Origin of the sequence: Pseudomonas extremaustralis, from assembly GCF_900102035.1 — a bacterium.
In the GTDB taxonomy this organism is placed as follows: Bacteria; Pseudomonadota; Gammaproteobacteria; order Pseudomonadales; family Pseudomonadaceae; genus Aquipseudomonas; species Aquipseudomonas extremaustralis.
Map to the genome: position 1 here is coordinate 5,831,599 of NZ_LT629689.1, position 16,690 is coordinate 5,848,288.

General features: G+C 61.2%; 19 protein-coding genes. 8 read left to right on the plus strand and 11 right to left on the minus strand.

Going from position 1 to position 16,690, the window contains the following annotated elements; genetic code table 11:
• Positions 1 to 92: 92 nt before the first annotated feature.
• The 5 genes from BLR63_RS26900 to BLR63_RS26920 form a co-directional block, all read right to left on the minus strand.
• Positions 93 to 746: a hypothetical protein gene (locus BLR63_RS26900; RefSeq protein WP_231998121.1), complete on the minus strand. Its 654-nt coding sequence runs from the start codon at positions 744 to 746 to the stop codon at positions 93 to 95.
• Positions 743 to 1,903: a DUF2515 family protein gene (locus BLR63_RS26905; protein ID WP_010562510.1), complete on the minus strand. Its 1,161-nt coding sequence runs from the start codon at positions 1,901 to 1,903 to the stop codon at positions 743 to 745. The genes BLR63_RS26900 and BLR63_RS26905 overlap by 4 nt, the downstream gene beginning before the upstream one ends.
• Positions 1,904 to 1,921: 18 nt before the next feature.
• Positions 1,922 to 2,419 carry a PAAR domain-containing protein gene (locus tag BLR63_RS26910; protein WP_010562511.1) on the minus strand — a complete coding sequence of 166 codons (498 nt, stop codon included), beginning with the start codon at positions 2,417 to 2,419 and terminating at the stop codon, positions 1,922 to 1,924.
• 175 nt (positions 2,420 to 2,594) lie between these two features.
• A complete protein-coding gene (locus BLR63_RS26915) occupies positions 2,595 to 3,683 on the minus strand; it encodes an endonuclease/exonuclease/phosphatase family protein (protein WP_010562512.1) in 1,089 nt (362 codons plus the stop codon).
• A gap of 40 nt (positions 3,684 to 3,723) precedes the next feature.
• Entirely contained in the window at positions 3,724 to 4,383 is a 660-nt protein-coding gene (locus BLR63_RS26920) for a YciC family protein (RefSeq protein ID WP_010562513.1), read from the minus strand.
• A gap of 181 nt (positions 4,384 to 4,564) precedes the next feature.
• On the opposite strand from BLR63_RS26920, the gene BLR63_RS26925 reads away from it, so the two are divergent.
• From BLR63_RS26925 to BLR63_RS26935, 3 genes are all read left to right on the plus strand, one after another.
• Positions 4,565 to 5,326, plus strand: a complete 762-nt coding sequence (locus BLR63_RS26925) for a DUF2076 domain-containing protein (RefSeq protein ID WP_010562514.1) — start codon at positions 4,565 to 4,567, stop codon at positions 5,324 to 5,326.
• A 118-nt stretch (positions 5,327 to 5,444) separates the two neighbouring features.
• A complete protein-coding gene (locus BLR63_RS26930) occupies positions 5,445 to 5,921 on the plus strand; it encodes a LabA-like NYN domain-containing protein (RefSeq protein ID WP_010562515.1) in 477 nt (158 codons plus the stop codon).
• Between the two features lie 25 nt (positions 5,922 to 5,946).
• Positions 5,947 to 6,558, plus strand: coding sequence for a 3'-5' exonuclease (locus BLR63_RS26935; RefSeq protein ID WP_010562516.1), 612 nt, complete (start codon positions 5,947 to 5,949; stop codon positions 6,556 to 6,558).
• Positions 6,559 to 6,673: 115 nt separating this feature from the next.
• On the opposite strand, the gene BLR63_RS26940 is transcribed toward BLR63_RS26935, so the two are convergent.
• Entirely contained in the window at positions 6,674 to 7,135 is a 462-nt protein-coding gene (locus BLR63_RS26940) for an Lrp/AsnC family transcriptional regulator (RefSeq protein ID WP_010562517.1), read from the minus strand.
• Between the two features lie 161 nt (positions 7,136 to 7,296).
• On the opposite strand from BLR63_RS26940, the gene yedA reads away from it, so the two are divergent.
• Positions 7,297 to 8,193, plus strand: a complete 897-nt coding sequence (gene yedA, locus BLR63_RS26945; protein ID WP_010562518.1) for a drug/metabolite exporter YedA — start codon at positions 7,297 to 7,299, stop codon at positions 8,191 to 8,193.
• Positions 8,194 to 8,241: 48 nt separating this feature from the next.
• The gene (locus tag BLR63_RS26950; RefSeq protein ID WP_010562519.1) at positions 8,242 to 9,576 is read left to right on the plus strand and encodes a DEAD/DEAH box helicase; all 1,335 of its coding nucleotides are present in this window, start codon (positions 8,242 to 8,244) and stop codon (positions 9,574 to 9,576) included.
• 119 nt (positions 9,577 to 9,695) lie between these two features.
• On the opposite strand, the gene BLR63_RS26955 is transcribed toward BLR63_RS26950, so the two are convergent.
• The gene (locus tag BLR63_RS26955) at positions 9,696 to 10,922 is read right to left on the minus strand and encodes a TIGR03862 family flavoprotein (protein WP_010562520.1); all 1,227 of its coding nucleotides are present in this window, start codon (positions 10,920 to 10,922) and stop codon (positions 9,696 to 9,698) included.
• A 171-nt stretch (positions 10,923 to 11,093) separates the two neighbouring features.
• Complete coding sequence (locus BLR63_RS26960; protein WP_010562521.1) at positions 11,094 to 12,014, minus strand: histone deacetylase family protein; 921 nt, start codon at positions 12,012 to 12,014, stop codon at positions 11,094 to 11,096.
• A gap of 75 nt (positions 12,015 to 12,089) precedes the next feature.
• Here BLR63_RS26960 and BLR63_RS26965 point away from each other — a divergent pair, with 75 nt between their 5' ends.
• The 3 genes from BLR63_RS26965 (at position 12,090) to BLR63_RS26975 (ending at position 14,238) form a co-directional block, all read left to right on the plus strand.
• Positions 12,090 to 12,659: a GNAT family N-acetyltransferase gene (locus BLR63_RS26965; RefSeq protein WP_010562522.1), complete on the plus strand. Its 570-nt coding sequence runs from the start codon at positions 12,090 to 12,092 to the stop codon at positions 12,657 to 12,659.
• 125 nt (positions 12,660 to 12,784) lie between these two features.
• A complete protein-coding gene (gene tesB / locus BLR63_RS26970; protein ID WP_010562523.1) occupies positions 12,785 to 13,654 on the plus strand; it encodes an acyl-CoA thioesterase II in 870 nt (289 codons plus the stop codon).
• Positions 13,651 to 14,238 (plus strand): HAD family hydrolase, encoded by a 588-nt coding sequence (locus tag BLR63_RS26975; RefSeq protein ID WP_010562524.1) that lies wholly within the window; start codon positions 13,651 to 13,653, stop codon positions 14,236 to 14,238. Before tesB ends, BLR63_RS26975 begins: the two co-directional genes overlap by 4 nt.
• A 37-nt stretch (positions 14,239 to 14,275) precedes the next feature.
• Here BLR63_RS26975 and BLR63_RS26980 read toward each other — a convergent pair whose 3' ends face one another.
• From BLR63_RS26980 to BLR63_RS26990, 3 genes are read right to left on the minus strand one after another with little or no spacing between them, the layout of a single operon-like run.
• Positions 14,276 to 15,253, minus strand: a complete 978-nt coding sequence (locus BLR63_RS26980; protein WP_010562525.1) for an alpha/beta hydrolase — start codon at positions 15,251 to 15,253, stop codon at positions 14,276 to 14,278.
• On the minus strand, positions 15,254 to 16,141 hold the full coding sequence (ypfJ, locus tag BLR63_RS26985; protein WP_010562526.1) for a KPN_02809 family neutral zinc metallopeptidase: 888 nt from the start codon (positions 16,139 to 16,141) through the stop codon (positions 15,254 to 15,256).
• Positions 16,142 to 16,185: 44 nt separating this feature from the next.
• Entirely contained in the window at positions 16,186 to 16,599 is a 414-nt protein-coding gene (locus tag BLR63_RS26990) for a hypothetical protein (protein WP_010562527.1), read from the minus strand.
• Between the last annotated feature and the right edge of the window lie 91 nt (positions 16,600 to 16,690).

The window sequence follows — 16,690 nt, forward strand, 5'->3', positions numbered from 1 at the left end:
GGCGAGGTCCGGCTGGGGGTTATCAAAATGAACGCTTTAATAGGTTGCTCGTTAAAATGCACCCTCACTGTTGAAGTGCTTATCCCGCTGTTTTAAGTGCGTTCTCGCCCAATGCTGATGTCGATCAGGTACTTTGCGATCTTCGTATCGCGCTCACTACAGTGCTCGAAGCATTTAATGCTCAGAAATAAGCTGTATTTTCCGGGGATGTATAAACTGATACTGCTGGCTTGGTCGAAAAGTGTTTTCTGAAGTTGTTCTTGTTGTGTGGCGGATTCAAGTTTGAACCATCCGTTTTTGTCTTTTTTCTGAAGTTTCCAGTCACGGTTTTTAAGTGTTTTCTGTACTTCCGTCAGGCGCAGGATAGCCTCTGTAAAATGTGAGCTTTCTGACATTGGCGATGTTGTAATTGTTGAAACCCTAAGGTCCTTATAAGTTACTGCCCCAAATATCGTTTCAGGTAGGGTGAATCCGTAGTCAGGGTCGTCAAACTCAATAATTGTAGGGGTGCGGACCCATGTTGAGGCCGGGTAGGGTGGGTCTTTTTCATCGCTTGGGTCACCAGGATAGATCGCGGTGTTGCGGCTTACCGAAAATGTCGAATCATTAATAACCTCGGTGTAAGGTTTTCCAATATGCACCGATAGAGTCTTGCTACTCCAAGGTAAATTCAAGAAACTAAGACTAACTGTGATAAAAACTGCCAGTGTCAGAAAAAACAGCCGCTGTCTATTTGGTCGGCTCACGGGCGGACTCCGGTTCCATCGGCAATATTTGCAATGGATTTTTCCAGCTGGCTTCTGCTCGCGGGATATTTAAGAAGGTTGTTGAATTGTGCGGCAGCTCGCAGTACGAACTCCATTCGTTGATTTTTATTAGCAAGATTGGACAGTGGATTACTACTGAAGGAAACACTTCGTTCGTCCGAAACTCTGCATTGACTGGCTAAGGTGAGTTGTATGCCTTCAGGAACGCCAGACAACAAACCGGTAACGACTGATAATTTGTCCGATGCATGTGTGCCCCATATAAGTGACGCGAAATGTGCGTCATCGTACATTGCTGGTTGCAGGATATTGATTTGTTCGTGAGTCGCCATGTGGTTAACGCTTTCTGCGATATTTCCTGATTCAATGGCTTCAAATGTATCAAGGACTTCTTGGTGGGGAGTTCCGAAGTTTACCCGGTCTTTTATCGGCCATATCACATGGTTGGCTATTTTTTCCCGGATTCCTATGCACTGTTCCATTTCCTTATATCCTCGCACCATAAAAAACCGGTGCAACGGATAAACATCCAGAAACAGCGCGGTGTTACCCAATGCCAACATCTCATATACATAGTCCAATTGCGCCTGCACCAGAGAGCGCTGGTTATCCCCTAAAGTGATATCCGTAGTGGGTAGCGGATTTTCGGACCTGGCTTTTTCAACGTCCTCCCAAACCTTGGGGTCGATTCGACTGAATTTAAATCCAAACCCCTCATAGAGTGTTTCAGATGGTGTTTCTCGTAATTTTCGATGCGCCTCTTTTTCCATTGCGATGCCTTCTTGCAATTTCGTGGCATGCAACAACCCACACCCCACCTGCTTCGACGCGAACGCCGCCAAGCCCGCCCATTGAAACCGGTTATCCGCCAGCCACAATTGCGCATACGCCGCGTTGATCCTGCGGTTGCGGGCGAGTGGGTCGGCGATGAGTACGCCGCCGGGGGCGATCCACTCTTCGGCTTCTTTTTGAAACCTTTTCCAGAGGCAGCGACAGGTCAGTATCGGCACTACGATGGTGGTCTTCGGGTTTCTGCCATCGTGGCTGGTGACGCGCTTGCAGGCGGACAGTTCGCAGGTGCTGTCCCAGAGTTTCTTGAGGTCCAGTTCGTGTGGGGTGATGCATTGGTCGGTCATGGGAGGCTTCCTTGAGACTCAGCTCGTCCAGCGCACGACGGCGAGGTCGGGGTCGGGGGTTGGGAGGCTTTGGGTCGTGCCTTGGGGGTCGGTCTGGCCTTTTACACGCCGGCCTTCGGCGGTTTCGAGTTCGTAGGCTTGCAGGGCAATGGGTTCGTCATCGACTGCGCTGATGGCGGTGAAGTCCACCAGCGCCTCGCCAACAATCGGCAAGGGCGGAATAAACGGCGCAGGGGTGTGGGTGTTGCCGATGATGACGCTGCCTGAACCGCCGATCACGACGCCGCCGTGGTCGGTGGTGCCGTCCAGGGTCATGGCGTTGCGGCCGTTGATAAACACCGTGGGGACGAATTCGCCGCTGAGGGCTTGGCCGCAGGTGCAGGTATCGCCGACTCGGGCGGCGGGGAGGCCGTCGAAAAAGACGTCGGGCGAGCCGCTGGCGATGGGGTTGGTGCCGTGTCCGGGGACGGGGCAGGTGGTGGGGTCTGAAACGCGCGCGGCGGGTTTTCCTGACATGGGCATTGCCTCGTCATTGTTAGCGTTGACGAGGAACCTAAGTCAGCAAAATGGGCAGGAGCAACCGTTAAAAGCCGATCACGCGGAAAATACGAAGTTACTGTCGGATGCCGTCGGAATGGCGGTGGGATGCGCCTGATAAGTGTGTCGGAACAGGCTGATAATGCTGAAAACCCTACTGCGCAGGGGGTAGCAGGAAGCGCGCAATCACTGGCAAATGGTTGGAGATGCGCAGTGTGTCGTCCTGGCGCACTTTGGCTTCGATGCGTTTGATCCGGGAACTGTAGAACAGGTAATCCAGGGTGCGATCCGGGCCGTTGATGCTCGGGTCGTTGGGGAAGTGGGTCAGCCATTTCTCGCGATCAATGCCGCTGGATTCGCTGTTGCTGGGGATCATCGGGTACTTGTCCCACAACAGGTGCAGTTCGCTGTCCGGCGAATAGCGCCCGCGTTTGCTGGCGTCCAGGCGCAGGAATTGGCCCAGGGGCAGGAGGTTGAAGTCGCCGCCGATCAGCCAGGGCGTGCCACGGCCTTCGAATTTATCCAGCAGCTTGACCGTGGCGGTGACCTGCTCCTGCACGGCGCTGCGGCCTGGGGCGTCGCCGTCGAGACGGGTGTTGAGCACCGCCAGTTGGCCGCCGTCGCTCAGGGGCAGGTAGGTCAGCAGCAGGGCGGGCTTGGGTTGGAACTGGCGACTGATGAAGTTGGCGTCCGGTGCCGGCAATTGCAGGCGTTCGGCGTGCTCGATCTGGTAGCGGCTCAGGGTGGCCAGCTTGCGGCCGACGCTGCCGAAGATATGGCGGTCGGGGACGAAGTCGGCTTTCCAGTCGAAGGCCTGGGCGCTGCACGGGTAGAGGTCGACCAGGCGCTCTTGCAACAGCGCGAACTGGTCCTGGTAGTGGGACGGCTTGGCGTTTTCGTCGAGTTCCTGCAGCAGCAGGATGTCGGGTTGTTCGTCGCGGATCACCCGCGCCACTTCGTCGAGGCTGGCGGCCATGTCTTCCACGGTGGGGCGCTCGTCCGGGCCGCTGCCGTCGGCGGTGTCGTACCAGAACACGTAGTTCTTGCCGGCCAGGTATCGCACATTCCAGGTCATGACCTTGAGCGCCTGCCCAGGCAGCAGGGTCGGCGCACGGGGCGCGACGCAACTCACTGCCAGGGTTTCCTTGGCGGCGGGGCGCCAGGTCAGGCTGTAGATCAGGGCTGTCAGCAGGCCTGCGACGATCAGCAGGCCCAGCAGGGTGATGCGCAATAAACGGGTCATCGGCTCGGCTTATAGCGTGTCAGGAGTGGGGTGGAGCATATCACCGCACATCGGCATCGCCAGCGATCAGCATGAATAAACGGAACAGCACCACGCAGGTGAACAGTTGCAGGAAACTGTGGGCGCTGTCGATCAGCACGCCGATCAGCGGCGCAGGCTCGGGATACGCCGCCACGCTGGCACCCTTGAGCAGCCATAACGGGGTCATCACACACAGCAGGCACACCAGGATTCGCCAGAAATGCCCACGGGTCAGGCGGAAACTTTCCTTCATCGCCTCCAGCGCCGACATACCGCGCAGTACCAGCAGGTATTCGGCAAACGCCAGCACCACCATCAGCCACAGGCCCGGCAGGAAATACAGCGACAGGCCAAGCAGTATCAACAGCGTGCTCATGGCCGTCAGCAGCGCAAAACGCGGCCACAGGGCCAGGGCCATGGCCCACACGTCCTTGGTGCGCGGCGACTCGCCACGGGTGCGGGCGTCGAGAAACAGGATCAGCGCGCCGGTATACAGCGGGTACACCAGCAACCCCACCACCACGCTGTAGCCGGGAAACGCGTCCGGACCAAGCGTGTGGTCGAGTACCTGTTGCAGCAGGGCTTCAAGGATCACCAGCGGCAGGCACAGCTGGACGATGGCGCCCAGGTTGCGCTGGGTAAAACGGAAAGAGTCGCGCAGTACGTCTAACGGATTCATCAGGTTCATCGCTGGCCAGGAAGCAAGGGCGACACTTTAACCGATCAGGGTCAGAGGGACGCAAACGTAAACCTTGAGTAAAGACCATTGAAACAACTGGTAACACCCCCATAACTAGGTGCGTACCTAGCCTGAGCCCAGGCGGGACCACGATTTCTACCGGCAATCTAACGAGGTCGCCATGAACAGCGAAGAGCAAACCCTGATCGACGGACTGTTTTCACGGTTGCAACAAGCCGAAACGGACTCAGCCCCCCGCGATGCGCAAGCAGAAGCGCGGATCAAGGAGCATATGACTCGCCAACCAGCGGTCGGGTATTACATGACCCAGTCGATCCTGGTGCAGGAACACGCGCTCAAGAGCCTGGATGCGCAGAACAAACAGCAGGCCCAACAGATCCAGCAATTGCAGGATGAGCTGCAGCGGGCCAAGTCCCAGGCGGCACAACCGGCGCCTGCCAGTGGTGGTTTCCTGTCGAGTATTTTTGGCGGCGGCCCCCGAGACCCCCAACCCACCCAGAGCGCGCCGGCCTCTTCCGGCGGCGGCTGGCGTGAACCGGGCAGGCCTTCGTTCGGCCAGCCTGCGCCGCAGCAGAACTATGGCGCCCCGCAACAGAACTATCAGCAGCCACAAGCGCCCGCCGCGCCGATTGGCAGTGGTTTCCTCGGTGGCGCGCTGAAAACCGCCGCGGGCGTCGCCGGTGGTGTGATGCTGGCCGAGGGCATCAGCAGCCTGTTCAACCACAACTCGCAACAGCCGCAAGTGGTGGAAGAAATCATTCGCGAAGTGCCGGCGCCGGCCAGTGACAACAGTAACTGGGGCAACGACGACCAGAAGTTCGCCGGCAATGACAGTTGGGGCAGCAACAATGCCGACAACTTCGCGGACAGCGATTATTCCGATAATTCCTCGTCTTTCGACGACGACGATTCCTTCGTCTGATCACAGCCAGATCGGGGCGGCTGGTCGCTCCGATCTGATTTTTTCCGGAAACTTTCTCGCGGCTGGCATACTGGCACCCTTTCCGGGCCGTGGTGCCTGGCTGTCATGAGGAAGTGCGGTGAAGAAAATTGCAGTGTTCGCCGATGTTCAAAACCTCTACTACACCGTTCGCCAAGCCTATGGCTGTCACTTCAATTACGCGGCCCTGTGGGCTGATATCAGCGCGCGCGGGCAGATCGTCGAAGCCTACGCCTATGCCATCGATCGCGGCGACAGCAAACAGCAGCAGTTCCAGCAGATCCTGCGCAACCTGGGGTTCACGGTAAAACTCAAGCCCTATATCCAGCGCAGCGACGGCTCGGCCAAAGGCGACTGGGACGTGGGCATCACCCTCGACATCATGGACGCCGCCGATCACGTCGACGAAATCGTGCTGGCCTCCGGCGACGGTGACTTCGACATGTTGCTCGACCGCATCATCAGCAAGCATGGCGTCGAAGCCGTGGCCTACGGCGTACCGGGGCTGACGGCCAACTCATTGATACGTGCCGCCAGCCGCTATGTGCCGATCGAAGGCGCGCTGCTGCTCAAATAGATGTTTAGACGGAGTTGGAACAGGTTTGGAACGTATAGCGGTCATCGACTTTGAAACCACCGGCATCACCCCGAGCAGCCACTGCCGGGCCACGGAAATCGCGGTGGTCATCCTCGAACGTGGCCAGATCGTGGACCGCTACCAGAGCCTGATGAATGCCGGTGTGCGCGTGCCGGGCTTTATCGAACAACTCACCGGCATCAGCAACGCCATGCTGCGCAGCGCGCCGCCGGCCGAACGGGTGATGAACGAGGTCAACGAATTCGTCGGCACTACGCCGCTGCTGGCGCATAACGCCGCGTTCGACCAGAAGTTCTGGGACTTCGAACTGGGCCTGATCCGCCGCACCCGCCTGCAGAAATTCGCCTGCTCCCTGCTGCTGGCCCGCCGCCTGATGCCTTCGGCACCCAACCACAAGCTCGGCACGTTGAACGCCTTCGCTCAACTGCCTCATACCGGCAAGGCTCACCGGGCGATGGCGGATGCGGAGATGGCGGCCAACCTGACGGCGTACCTGGCTGAGCAACTGCGTCGCACCCATGGCTTGCGCGAGCTGTCCCATGACCTGCTGTGTACGTTGCAGAAAGTGCCGGCGGCGAAGATCAATGAGCATCTGAAGAAACATCGCGGGTTCTGAGGTGGGAGGGGGCTTGCTCCCGATGGTGGTGTGTCAGATACAGGTCGTCTAGCTGACCCAATGCTATCGGGAGCAAGCCCCCTCCCACAATTCGACTTGCCCCGATGGCGGTAGATCAGCCGCCACTCTTCCCATTTCCTTCCAGTTGCCCCAACGGTACCCGCCGTTCTATCGCGCTCGAGAGAATGATCGAGGTCTTGCTGAAGCCGAACTTCGCAATCCGGTTGATCAAATCCTCCAGCTCGGGCATCGAGCCCACCGCCGCCTGCATGATCACGCACGGGTCGCCCGTGACCCGGTGGCATTCGGTGAGTTCGGGGATGTCGGCCAGCGCTTCGTAAACCTTCTGGCTGCCATGGTGGGTCAGCCTCAGTTCGATCACGCACTGGATCGGCAAGCCCACTTTGGACAGGTCGACCTTGGCCTGGTAGCCGGTGATCACGCCGCTGGCTTCGAGCTTGGCTACGCGTTCGGCAACAGCGGGCGCGGAGAGGTTGACCGTGCGCGCCAGTTGCGCGTAGGACGCGCGGCCGTCTTCGAGCAGGGCGCTGAGAAGCATGCGGTCGTATTTGTCCATGAAAAGGTTCCAGCGTCAGGTGGCTTTCGAAAGCATGGGTTATAGCCCTCACAACCATGTTTTGAAAAGTATACGGGCGGTTTAAACAGGTTTTGTAACTTATGTTTATGCACCTGCCTTTTTAGAATAAGCCTCTCTCTTTTCTGCCGCAGAGCTGCCCAATGCCTGGCCCACGTCGTTTTTCCTTACCGCTGATAGCTGCCTTTTTTGCGTTGTATGTGATCTGGGGTTCTACCTACCTGGTGATTCGTATCGGTGTGGTGTACTGGCCGCCGTTGATGCTGGGCGGGATCCGCTTTTTGCTCGCCGGGGCTGCGATGTATGGCTTTTTGCGCTGGCGTGGAGCCCCTGCGCCGACGTGGCAGCAGTGGAAGGCCGCCGCGAAGATCGGCATTTTGCTGCTGACGTTCGGCAATGGCGCGGTGAGTGTGGCTGAGCACACTGGCGTGTCTTCCGGCGTGGCTGCGCTGGCGGTGGCGACCGTGCCGTTGTTCACCTTGCTCTGTGGTTATTTCTGGGGGGCGCGCAACACCCGCCTGGAATGGGCCGGGGTGATCCTGGGAATGATCGGCATCGCCATGCTCAACATGGGCAGCACCTTGCAGTCGAGCCCGATGGGTGCGGCGTTGCTGTTGTTCGCGGCGGCTTCGTGGGCATTCGGTTCGGTGTGGAGTCGGCGCCTGCCGTTGCCGCCGGGCGCCATGGCCAGCGCCGCAGAAATGCTGGTGGCCGGTGTGACCCTGTTGATCGCCAGCGCGCTCACCGGTGAACACCTGCAGGCCATGCCGCCGCTGGAGGGCTGGCTGGCGCTGGCGTATCTGGCGGTATTTGGCTCGATCATCGCCTTCAACGCCTATATGTACTTGCTCAAGCACGTGCGTCCGGCGGCAGCGACCAGCTATGCCTATGTCAACCCGGCGGTGGCGGTGTTGCTGGGGATTGTGTTCATCGGCGAGACCATCGGCCTGGAAGAGTCCCTGGCCATGCTGGTGATCATCAGTGCCGTGCTGTTGATCAGCCTGCCCCAGTGGCGAAAGCCCAAGCTGGAAATAAGGTAAACTGCCGCGCATTACGCCCTTGCGCTGAATTTTTCCTACGGTAAACACATGACTTTCGCCACCCTTGGCCTGATCGAACCCTTGCTGCGCGCCCTTGAGACGCTTGGCTACCAGACCCCGACGCCGGTACAGGCGCAAGCCATTCCGGCGGTGCTGGCCGGTCGCGACCTGATGGCTGCGGCCCAGACCGGCACCGGCAAGACCGCCGCTTTCGCCGTGCCGCTCCTGCAACTGCTGACCATGGAAGGGCCGAAAGTCGCCGCCAACTCGGCGCGCGCGCTGATCCTGTGCCCGACCCGCGAATTGGCCGAGCAGGTGCACGCCAGCGTCGCCGAGTACGCCCAACACCTGCCGCTGACCACTTACGCCGTGTACGGCGGCGTGAGCATCAACCCGCAGATGATGAGGCTGCGCAAAGGCGTTGACATACTGGTCGCCACCCCCGGCCGCCTGATCGACCTGTTCCGCCAGAACGCGCTGAAGCTCAATCAGCTGCAAACCCTGGTTCTGGATGAAGCCGACCGCATGCTCGACCTGGGCTTCTCCGAAGAACTGGCGAACATCTACCGCATGCTGCCGAAAAAGCGCCAGACGTTGCTGTTCTCCGCGACCTTCTCCGATGAAATCCGCACGCTCGCCGGGCAGATGCTCAACGACCCGCTGAGCATCGAAGTCAGCCCACGCAACGTTGCCGCCAACACCGTCAAGCAATGGGTGGTGCCGGTGGACAAGAAGCGCAAGGCCGAGCTGTTCGTGCACCTGATGCGCAAGGGCCGCTGGAAGCAGGTGCTGGTGTTCGCCAAGACCCGTAACGGCGTGGACGCGCTGGTGGATAAGTTGCAGGGCCTGGGCATCAATGCCGACGGCATCCACGGCGACAAGCCCCAGGCGACCCGTCAACGTGTGCTGGACCGCTTCAAGTCGAGTGATGTGCAGATCCTGATCGCCACCGACGTGGCGGCCCGTGGCCTGGATATCGAAGACCTGCCGCTGGTGGTCAACTTCGACCTGCCGATCGTGGCCGAGGACTACATCCACCGTATCGGCCGCACCGGTCGCGCGGGCAATACCGGCGAGGCGATTTCCCTGGTGTGCGCCGATGAAGTGAACATGCTGTCGGCCATCGAGATGCTCACGCGTCAGACCTTGATCCGCAAGATGGAGGCGGATTTCGAACCGGAGCACCGCGTGCCGGACACCGATGCCAGCGGGCAAGTGGTGAAAAAGCCGAAAAAGCCGAAGAAACCTAAAACCTCCGGCGGTGGCGGCAAGCGCAATCTGGGCAAGTGGGTGGACAGTGGTGAAGTAGCGCCGGCTGAGCCGTCGATCAAGCCGGTGCGCAAGGTGCCGGTGTTCAATACCGGGCCGCGTAAGAAGAAGTGATGTTGCGGCGTGGCTGATGTCCTATCGGCAGCAAGTCCCCCACATTTTGAATGTATTCACAAATCAAAACTGTGGGAGGGGGCTTGCTCCCGATAGCGGACTTGAGTTCACCGCAAATCTCAAGTGTTCAACCATTCCAGCATGCCGCGCCCGGCGGCTCTGCCACTGGCAAAACACCCCGTCAGCAAATACCCGCCGGTCGGCGCTTCCCAGTCCAGCATCTCTCCCGCGCAGAACACCCCTGGCAATTGTTTGAGCATCAGGCGCTCATCCAGCGCTTCAAACGGCACGCCGCCGGCGGTGCTGATGGCCTCGTCCATTGGCCGGGTGTTCACCAGGGTCAACGGCAACGCCTTGATCGCCAGCGCCAACTGCGCTGGATCATTGAAGTGTTCCGCCGGTGCCAGCTCGCGCAACAGCGCCGCCTTCACCCCATCCAAGCCCAACTGGCTGTGCAAATGCTTGCTCATCGAGCGCGAGCCGCGCGGCTTGGCCAAGGCGGCCCGGACCTTGTCCAGCGGCTTGCCCGGCAGCAGGTCGATATGCACGGTGGCCGCGCCGTGGCGGTTGATCGCTTCACGAATCGGCGCCGACAGGGCGTAGATCAGGCTGCCCTCGATGCCGGTCGCGGTGATCACGCATTCCCCCAGGCGGGGCTTGTCGTCTGCCAGGCCGATGGCGACGTTTTTCAGCGGTGCGCCGGCGAATTTGCTGACCATCAGTTCGCTCCAGGCCGACACCTCGAAGCCGCAGTTGCTCGGCTGCAACGGAGCGCAAGACACGCCTTTGCCTGCCAGCCTCTCGACCCAGGCGCCATCGGAGCCCAGGCGCGACCAACTGCCGCCGCCGAGGGCCAGCAGCACGGCATCGCTGTGGATAGTTTTTTCGCCGTCCGGGCTGTGGATAAGTAAGCCGCCGTCCGTGCTCCAGCCCAGCCAGCGATGACGGGTGTGGATAACCACGCCCTGGTCGCGCAGGCGCTTGAGCCAGGCACGCAACAGCGGCGCAGCTTTCATGTCGGTAGGAAATACTCGGCCGGAGGTGCCGACAAAGGTCTGGATGCCCAGGCCGTGAATCCATTCGCACAATGCCTCGGCGCCAAACCCACGCAACAAGGGCGCCATCTGCGGTGCGCGTTCGGCATAACGGGCCAGGAACGCCGGGTAGGCTTCGGAGTGGGTGATGTTCATGCCACCCACGCCCGCCAGCAGGAACTTGCGTCCCACCGAGGGCATGCCGTCGTAGAGGTCCACCCGTGCGCCCGCCAGGCTCAAGACTTCGGCGGCCATCAGCCCGGCGGGGCCACCGCCGATGATGGTGACGTGTGAGGGAGCGGTCTGAGGCATGGGCAGGGCTACGGTGAGGTGAATAGGCCGAGCATTCTACCCGACGACAGCGCAGCTGCCTGATCAAAAAATGTACACCTTCCTACAAGCCATGAGGCGACTCGCTTTCAGACGCTTACGCTCAACTTATCCACAGGCCGTTCCACAGGCATTGTGGGTAACGCCCACACTTCAATGACAACCTGATGACGTCCACACCCGCTGGGCGCTGTGATGCAGGATGCCGTGGCGGCGGGCCAGGGCAGGGCGGTCCTTGCTGTAGCCGCCGCCGATCACGCCCATCACCGGAATGTCGCGGCCCAGGCAGTGGCGCATCACACTTTCATCCCGGGCGGCGACGCCTGCGTCTGTCAGCTTGAGGTAACCGAGGGCGTCATCCTTGTGCACATCGACGCCGGCGTCGTACAGCACCAGGTCGGGCTGGTACAGCGGCAGCAGGTAATTGAGCGCGTCGTCCACCACCTTGAGGTAATCGGCATCGGCCATGCCCATGGGCAGCGGGATGTCCCAGTCGCTCTGGGCCTTGCGCGCCGGGAAGTTCTTTTCGCAGTGCAGCGACACGGTGATCGCATCCGGCGTGTCGTGGAGGATGCGTGCGGTGCCGTCGCCCTGGTGCACGTCGCAGTCGAAGATCAGCACGCGGTTGACCCGGCCGCTGGCCAGCAGGTAATGGCTGATCACCGCCAGGTCATTGAAGATGCAAAAGCCTGCCGGGTAGTCGTAATGGGCGTGATGGGTGCCGCCGGCCAGGTGGCAGGCCAGGCCGTGTTCCAGCGCCTGTTCGGCCGCCAGCAGCGAGCCGCCGACCGCGCGCACCGTGCGCCGGGCCAGGGCTTCGCTCCAGGGCAGGCCGAGGCGGCGTTGGTCTTCGCGGGACAATTCGCCGCTCATGTAGCGCTCGATATACCCAGGTTCATGGGCCAGGGCCAGAATCTCCGGGGGGCACAAGGCCGGGCGCAGCAAGTGGCTGTCCTGGGTCAGCCCGCTGGACACCAGGTGGTCGCGCAACAGGCGGAACTTGTCCATAGGGAACCGGTGGTCTGCCGGGAACTCAGGGCTGTAGTCATCGTGGTAGATCAATGGCAAAGGCATGGGATTTTCTGACAGGAGTCTGCGAAGGATCTTAACAGCGCTGTACACTCACGCACACGGCAAGAGAGGGGCCCCATGGAGCCGATACTGGAATTGGAAAGTGCACGCCTGGTGCTGCGCCAATGGCGCGACAGCGACCTGTCGGCGTTTGCGCAGATGTGCGCCGACCCGCAGGTGATGCGCTATTTCCCGGCGCTGCTGGACCGCCTGGAAAGCGCGGCGTTGATCGGTCGGATACGCGGCCATTTTGCCGAATACGGCTTTGGCCTGTGGGCCTTGCAACGCAAGGACACCGGTGAACTCATCGGCCTGACCGGGCTGCAGAATGTCAGCTTCGAAGCCGGCTTCACCCCGGCCGTGGAAATCTGCTGGCGCCTGGCCCGTGAGCATTGGGGCCTGGGTTACGCCAGCGAGGCGGCATGGACAGCACTGCGTTGCGGTTTCGACCGTCTGCAACTGGACGAAATCGTCGCCTTTGCCACTGAAGCCAATCTGCCATCACAAAAAGTCATGCAGGCCATCGGTATGCATTACGATCCGCAGGCAGATTTTGAACACCCCAAGGTCGCAGTCGATGACCCGCTGCGAGCCCATGTTTTGTACCGCATCACCCGCGCCCAATGGTTGGACACGCTGCACGGATAAGCAGGCGGTCATGCTCAATAGACCCCTTGTAGGAGCGAGCTTGCTCGCGAAGTACGCCAAAGCGCCGCGCAAGCGTTACGACCGCGCCTACAGGTAGATACCGTTTTGCTCTGAGGAGAGTTTGAATGAGCCAAGTATTGGAAGATCTGGTGGACCTGCTGACCCTGGAGCCGATCGAGGAAAACCTCTTTCGCGGCCGCAGCCAGGACCTGGGTTTTCGTCAATTGTTCGGCGGCCAGGTGCTTGGCCAATCGTTGTCGGCCGCCAGCCAGACTGTAGAAGACATGCGGCACGTGCATTCCCTGCACGGTTATTTCCTGCGCCCCGGCGATGCGGCCTTGCCGGTGGTGTATTCGGTGGACCGCGTGCGCGATGGCGGCAGTTTCAGCACGCGCCGGGTCACGGCGATTCAGAAAGGCCACCCGATCTTCACTTGCAGCGCCTCGTTCCAGTACGACGAAGCCGGCTTTGAGCACCAGACCAGCATGCCCGTGGTGGTCGGCCCGGAGAACCTGCCGTCCGAACTGGAGTTGACCAAACAGCGTGCGCATCTGATCCCTGAGCACATGCGTGAAAAGCTGCTGTGCCCCAAACCGATCGAGGTGCGCCCGGTCACCGAAAAAGACCCGTTCAACCCGCAGCCGTCCGACCCGGTCAAGTACGTGTGGTTCCGCGCCGACGGCGCTCTTGCCGACACCCCCGCGCTGCATAAATACCTGCTGGCCTACGCCTCGGATTTCGGCCTGCTGACCACCTCGCTGCTGCCCCATGGCAAGACCGTGTGGCAGACCGACATGCAGGTCGCCAGCCTCGACCATGCACTGTGGTTCCACGCCGACCTGCGCGCCGATGACTGGCTGCTCTACGCCATGGACAGCCCGTGGGCCGGCAACTCCCGTGGGTTCTCCCGCGGCAGCGTGTACAACCGCGCCGGGCAATTGGTGGCGTCGGTGACCCAGGAAGGCTTGATTCGTCATCGCAAGGATTGGGCATGAACCTGGCGGACATTAAACATTGGGTGTTCGACATGGACGGCACCCTCACGGTGGCGGTGCATGACTTTGCTGCCATCCGCGTAGCCCTGGAGATTCCCCCCGAGGACGACATCCTCACGCACCTTGCCGCATTGCCGCGCGACGTGGCGGCTGCCAAGCACGCCTGGCTGCTGGAGCATGAGCGCGAACTGGCGTTGGGCTCGGTCGCCGCCGAGGGGGCGGTGGAGCTGGTACGCGAGCTGGCCGCGCGGGGTTATCGGCTGGGCATCCTGACCCGCAATGCGCGGGAGTTGGCCCATGTGACGCTGGAGGCGATCGGCCTGGTGGATTGCTTTGCCGTCGACGATGTACTGGGCCGTGATGACGCGCCGCCCAAGCCCGATCCCGGTGGTCTGCTGAAACTGGCCGCCGCCTGGGACGTACCGCCGAGCCGGATGGTGATGGTGGGCGATTACCGCTTCGACCTGGATTGCGGTCGGGCGGCAGGGGCGAAGACGGTGTTGGTGAATGTGCCGCAGAACCCGTGGCCGGAGTTGGCCGATTGGCATGCCGAGGATTGCACGGCGCTGCGCCGGATGATCTAGCCCAGGCACTTCCCACCTTTTCATTGGGTTTCGTCGGTTATTTCGCGAACAACACCTTCTGGCCCTCGGGCGACGTAAACATCCCATCGCCGTTATGCCCCACCCCCGGCACTTCCACCAGCGTCTGGCGCAACTGCGGATGACGCTGCTGGAGGTCGTCGAAATAGTAGTGTCCGCGAATCAGCCGATACGCACCCTGTGCTTCGGCGGCGCAGCTCTTGTCCAGGGCCGGGTGGTTCGGGTCGGTGTCCTGCTGGCCCAACAGGTAGGTGATATCCCGTGACACGTAGGCCTGTTCCAACCGCTCGGCGCTCTGGCCTTTGGCGTAGGCCGGCAGGTGCTGCAGGCCGTACTTCCAGTCGTTGAAGCCAGGGCAACTCGCGGCGTCGAACGTCACCGGGCGCGCGGGGCTGAAGTAGGCGTAGGACGATGGATTGGCCACCACGTAACGCAGTCGGATGCCTTCGGTTTGCAGGGTCGGGTGGTCGTGGCCGATGAGCGCGAAACGCTGCACCACCTGGCCACCGCCGGAATGCCCGGCTACCACGATTTCCTTCAATGCCGGGAAGCGCTGGCGGTTGCCCAAGTGCTCGATGATCTGGTCGAGGGCAGCGTAGGAACTGATCTGGCCAGGGCCGGTGGAAGGCGCGCCGGCCATCCAGTCGTTGCCGTTCCAGCGCAGTAGCCGGTCATCCAGGTGGTTTCGCTTCACGTCGGATGCATTCAGAAATTGCGGCGCAATGACCAGCGTCGTGCTGCCAAGCCCGGCACGCTCGGCGGCCTCGACACCGCTTTGCAGGTAGGTCTGCGCATTACGCAGGCGACCGTGCACGATGATCAGCGCGCGGGTGACCTGGGGCAGTGGCTGGCGCCAATCCTGGCTCAAGCCGAGGCTGAGGTCGCCGGACTCCAGGTGAAATCGATCGGGACTGACCTCCTTGACGCCATGTTCGGCAGCCCAAGTGGGTGAGGTGATTAACAACAGGCCCAGCAGCCATCCCGATCGTTTATTCATCTAAAGACTCTTGGCCCCGAAGGTGTCGCATTGAGTGATCTGGCCCTGGGCGAAGCCGGTCTTGAACCAGCGCACCCGCTGCGCCGAGGTGCCATGGGTAAACGAGTCGGGCACCACGCGGCCTTGACCTTGTTGCTGCAGACGGTCATCGCCAATGGCGTTGGCCGCATTCAGGGCTTCTTCGATATCACCGGGCTCCAGCCAATTGAGGCGCTTTTGCGCGCGGTTGGCCCACACGCCGGCGAAGCAGTCGGCTTGCAGTTCCTGGCGCACCAACAGGCCGCCGTCGCCCTGCATCTGCCGGCCTTGTTGGCGCGCGGCCTGGATCTTGGCCGAGATCCCGAGCAGCGTCTGCACGTGGTGCCCGACTTCGTGGGCGATCACATACGCCTGGGCAAAATCGCCGGCGGCCTGGAAGCGTTGGGACATTTCGCGGAAGAAATCCAGGTCCAGGTATACCTGCCGGTCGGCCGGGCAATAGAACGGGCCGCTGGCGGAGGTGGCACCGCCGCAGGCGGAATTGATCCGGCCACGGAACAGGATCAGTTTCGGGTTCTGGTAGGCCAGGCCGTTTTCCTTGAACACCTGGCCCCAGGTGTCTTCGGTATCGCCCAGCACCGCGCGGACAAAATCGGCTTGCTCATCGTTGGCCGGCGGCGCCTGGCGCGACTGGGTGCTGACCTGGGGCGCCTGGTCCATCTGGCCGGTGAGTTGGCCGAGGAGTTGCAGCGGGTCCTGGCCGGTCAGCCAGCCAATGCCGACGATCAGGACCACGGCCGTCAGGCTCAGGCCCTTGCCGCCGCCAAAACGCATACCGCCGCCACCGCCGTCATTGTCATCGCGGGCATCCACCACGTTGTCGCTGCGTCGGCCTTTTTTCCATAGCATGGGGCAATCCTCTGTGTGCTAACCGTGGTTGAGTATGGTCGCGGTTAACGGCAATAGCCTTCGCCGGTGGCGACGATCAGGCAGTCTTTTTTATCCGCCAGCCACTTCAGGCCGGTGGCGGCGCCATCGCCAGCGCGCAGCGATTGCGGGCCGTCGGGGCGGGTGAAGGCGATGCCGTCTTCCGCGGCTTCCCCTTTGAAGGTGCCCGCGTCTTCGGCGTCGAGACCGTATTGCATGGTCAGAAGATAGTGGCCACGGCCGATGCTGTCGTCCTTGGCGATGGTCAGGTGGAGGCCTTCGACGCCGATCCATTGGCCAATCCACTTATCGGTGGGCGGCGTTTCCGGCACCAGGGTCGCCTGCACGGAAGGCGGCGCGGGTTTGGCGGGGGATTTCGCGTCCTGATCGCACGCGGTGAGCAGGGCAAGGGTGGACAGAACAAACAGGGCTTTTTTCATAACGGCAGGGCCTTGGTTAAAAAGTGTGCAACGCTGGGGCTGGCGTGCAGCGTTGGACTCGAATCCCGTGATTTAGTGCGCTGTTCGCACG